Source organism: Brevundimonas sp. UBA7838 (assembly GCF_002500885.1).
Taxonomy (GTDB): domain Bacteria; phylum Pseudomonadota; class Alphaproteobacteria; order Caulobacterales; family Caulobacteraceae; genus Brevundimonas; species Brevundimonas vesicularis_C.
Genome location: NZ_DLTK01000044.1, coordinates 1 through 3923, shown reverse-complemented (window position 1 = coordinate 3923; position 3923 = coordinate 1). Strand labels below are relative to the sequence as shown.

Here is a 3923-nt window from a genome sequence, read left to right as displayed (position 1 = left end):
CAGCCACGATCTGGATCGCCCGCCCCTGGTCGACGAGGGCGCGCGCGAGGTGCGCGAGGCCGCCGCCGCCCTGAACGCCATGCAGACCCGGCTGAAGGCCCTGATCGAGGATCGCACCCGCGTGCTGGCCGCCGTCGCCCACGACCTGCAGACGCCCCTGACCCGGATGCGGCTGCGCGTCGAAAAGATCGAGGACGAGACCCTGCGCGCCCAGTTCATCGACGATCTAGCCGGCATGCAGCATCTGGTCCGCGAAGGCCTGGACCTGGCCCGGATCGAGACGACGGCCGAGGCCGTGACGCCCGTCGATCTGGACGCGCTTCTATCCGCCATTTGCGAGGACGCGGCCGAGGCGGGCCAGCCGGTCGTCTTCAGCCAAGGCTGCAACGCCGTCGTGCCGACCCGGCCTCAGGCGCTGCGTCGATGCCTGACCAACTTGATCGACAACGCCGTCCGGCATGGGGGCGACGCGGCCGTCAGCGCCGTGCGCGACGATCATGCCGTGCGCCTGATTGTGCGCGATCACGGCCCCGGCGTGGCGCCGGATCAGTTGGAGAAGCTGTTCGAGCCCTTCTACCGCCTCGATCCGTCCCGCTCGCGCGACAGCGGCGGCTCCGGCCTGGGCCTGACCATCGCGCGCCGCATGGCCGAACGCGCCGGCGCCCATCTGGCGCTCGCCAACGCCGATGGCGGCGGGCTGGAGGCGACCCTGACCTTTCGACAGCCCTGACAGAAAAGGCGCGGCGCCTGCATCCGAACGCCGCGCTCGCCGCCTCTCTCAGAAAGCGTTAGCGTGACGCGTTCAGGAGACCGCCCCTTGCCTCATTCGTTCCTCGCTCGCCGCCGTTCGGTCGTCCTGCTGCTGGCCGCTAGCGCCCTGGCCCTCACGCTCAGCCCGCTGGCCAGCCGCCCGGCCGCCGCTCAGGATGCGGCGCGCATGGATCAGGTGATCCGCGCCTCCAGCAACGCCGACGCCTTTTCCGGCGCCGTCCTGGTCGCCCGCGACGGTCGTATCCTTCTGGATCAGGGCTACGGCCTAGCCAACCGCGAGTGGAACATCCCCAACGACGGTGATGTGAAGTTCCGCCTCGGCTCGCTGTCGAAACAGTTCACCGCCGTCGCGGTCATGCTGCTGAACCAGCAGGGCAAGCTGGATCTGGATGCGCCGATCAAGACCTGGCTGCCCGACGCCCCGGCCGCCTGGGACGCGATCACCCCGCGCCATCTGCTCAGCCACACGGCGGGCGTGCCCAACTTCACCGCCTTTTCCGACTTTGAGGCCCAGAAGACCCGGCCCGCGACGCTGCCGCAGTTGATCGCCCGGTTCCGCGACCGGCCGCTGGACTTCGCGCCGGGTTCCCGGTTCGCCTATTCCAACTCGGGCTATGTGCTGCTCAGCGCCATCATCGAGGCGGCCAGCGGCCAGACCTACGCCGACTTCGTCGCCGCCAATCTGTTCCAGCCGCTGGGCATGAGCGACAGCGGCTACGACCGCCACGACATGATCCTGCCCCGCCGCGCCTCGGGCTATGCGCTGGGCGCCGACGGCGTCGTCAACGCCGACTATGTGGACATGAGCATCCCGACCGGGGCCGGCGCCCTGTATTCGACCACCCACGACCTGCTGAAGTGGGAACAGGGCCTGTTCGGTGGGCGGCTGCTGAACGCCCAGTCGATGACCGCCCTGACCACGCCGGTCCGCAACGGCTACGCCATGGGGCTGATGGTGTCCGAAGCCGACGGCAAGCGTCTGGTCTGGCACAACGGCGCCATCGAGGGCTTCAACACCTATATGGCCTATGATCCGGGCGATCGGACCGCCGTCATCGTCCTGGGCAATCTGAACGGTGAGGTGCCGGACAAGCTGGGCGCGGCCCTGGTCACCCTGGCGCGCGGCGGAACCGTCACCCTGCCCAGCGAACGCCGCGCCGTCGCCCTCTCGCCTGAGGTGCTGAAGGCTTACGGGGGGGTCTATAATCTGGCCCCGACCTTCGCCCTGACGATCTCGGTCGTGGACGGCAAGCTGATGGCCCAGGCCACCGGCCAGCCCGCCTTCGAACTGACGGCGGAAGCTGAGGACGCCTTCTACCTCACCGCCGTCGACGCCCAGATCACCTTCACCCGCAACGCCGACGGCGCCGTCGAGGGCCTGGTCCTGCACCAGGGCGGCCGCGACATGCCGGCGAAGCGTCAGTAGGGTCTCAACGCAAAACGCCCGCCGTCACCGGCGGGCGTTTCGAAATCGCGGATCGAAGGTCGATCAGGCGGCGACGGTGACGACGCCCTCGGCCGGGTCGCGCAGGACATAGCCGCGTCCCCAGACGGTTTCGATATAGTGTTTGCCGTCGGCGGCGGTGGCCAGCTTCTTGCGCAGCTTGCAGATGAAGACGTCGATGATCTTCAGCTCGGGCTCGTCCATGCCGCCGTACAGGTGGTTCAGGAACATTTCCTTGGTCAGGGTCGTGCCCTTGCGGAGCGAGAGCAGCTCCAGCATCTGGTATTCCTTGCCCGTCAGGTGGACGCGGTGACCGTTCACCTCGACCGTCTTGGCGTCCAGGTTCACGGCGATCTCGCCGGTGTGGATGATCGCCTGGGCGTGACCCTTGGAGCGGCGGACCACGGCGTGGGTGCGCGCGATCAGTTCGTCCTTGTGGAAGGGCTTGGTCATATAGTCGTCGGCGCCGCCGCCGAAGGTCTTGACCTTGGTTTCGATCTCGTGGCTGCCCGACAGGATCATGACCGGGGTGTTGACCTTGCCGACGCGCAGCTGGCGCAGGACTTCCAGGCCGCTCATGTCCGGCAGGTTCAGGTCAAGAAGAATGAGGTCGTAGTCATAGATCTTGCCCAGGTCGATGCCTTCCTCGCCCAGGTCCGTCGTATAGACGTTGAAGCCTTCCGACTTCAGCATCAGTTCGATGCTTTGGGCGGTTGCGTGATCGTCTTCAATCAACAGGACGCGCATACGTGCCCCTCCAGGCAAAAGCTTTGCGGTAACCACCCTGGCACACGGCCGGGTAACCTTGTTCGCAAGTTAAGACGTGAAAACCTTAAGAAGGGTTAACGCCATCCAATTGAGGCGAATCTAGGCTGATTTGCGAATCGGCGTCGAGAGGCTGGAGTCAACGATTCGAAATTTATTAACCATGTTGGACCCGCGCCCCGTGTTTCGGCCGACATACCGCCCGTCCTCTCACCTCCCTCACGCACGACGTGCTGCCCGCAACCGCAAGGCGGTTAAGCCGCCACGACCGATTTTGGCGCACAGTAGGACGATATTCCTAGCGCGACGTCGCAGCCACCTATGATGCCGGCGTCGAGAGTTCGTGAGAGGGAGACGTTTCGTGCTGGAGGACTACAGGGTGCCGGTCACCGAGGAGGATCAGGTCAAGGCCGGGCTGGCCATTCATCTGATCGCGGCGCGCACCGGCGCCCATCCGTCGCAGATGACCGGTCGGGGCCGGATGAACCCGCGCGCGGCCCGCCCGCGCTGGCTGGCCATGTACCTGTCGCACGTCGCCTATGGCTGGACGATGGAGCGGGTCGGCCACGTCTTCGGCGTCAATCGCGCCAGCGTCGGCGCCGCCTGCCGCTGGGTCGAGGACGAGCGCGAACAGCGCAGCATCGACGATCTAATGAACGACCTCGAAGGCTGCATTCAGGGTCTGTATCAGTCGCCCCGCCTGGAGCTGCCGCAATGAGCCGGCTTCTGGAACGCGCGCGCGATCTGATGGCCAAGCCCGGCGCGTGGCTGTCGGCCGAGGGCGGCGCATATGCCCTGCGCCTGTCGCCGGATCGCCGCAGCCGCATCAGCCTGACCCTGACCGAGACCGAGTTTCGCGCCCTGATCGACCAGCCCGGCCTGCGCGTGCGGCCAGGCGGCGGCTGGTCGGGACGCGCCCAGCCGGACCCGACGCCGTCCCCCG

At 67.0% G+C, this 3923-nt stretch carries 4 protein-coding genes and 1 pseudogene; 4 read left to right on the top strand and 1 reads right to left on the bottom strand.

From position 1 onward, the window contains the following. The coding region (locus B3T77_RS03075) for a sensor histidine kinase (RefSeq protein WP_292077104.1) at positions 1–730 on the top strand (730 nt) is incomplete at its 5' end. Positions 731–817: 87 nt separating this feature from the next. Beyond that, positions 818–2197 carry a serine hydrolase gene (locus tag B3T77_RS03070; protein WP_292077100.1) on the top strand — a complete coding sequence of 460 codons (1380 nt, stop codon included), beginning with the start codon at positions 818–820 and terminating at the stop codon, positions 2195–2197. 63 nt (positions 2198–2260) lie between these two features. Here B3T77_RS03070 and ctrA read toward each other — a convergent pair whose 3' ends face one another. Continuing rightward, positions 2261–2962, bottom strand: a complete 702-nt coding sequence (ctrA, locus tag B3T77_RS03065; protein WP_017505852.1) for a response regulator transcription factor CtrA — start codon at positions 2960–2962, stop codon at positions 2261–2263. 379 nt (positions 2963–3341) lie between these two features. Between ctrA and B3T77_RS03060 the strand changes: the two genes are divergently transcribed. Both B3T77_RS03060 and B3T77_RS03055 read left to right on the top strand, forming a co-directional pair. Beyond that, positions 3342–3698 (top strand): chromosomal replication initiator DnaA, encoded by a 357-nt coding sequence (locus B3T77_RS03060; protein ID WP_271042661.1) that lies wholly within the window; start codon positions 3342–3344, stop codon positions 3696–3698. After that, positions 3695–3923 (top strand): annotated as a pseudogene (locus B3T77_RS03055) (hypothetical protein); the annotation flags it as partial. The gene B3T77_RS03060 and the pseudogene B3T77_RS03055, both read left to right, overlap by 4 nt.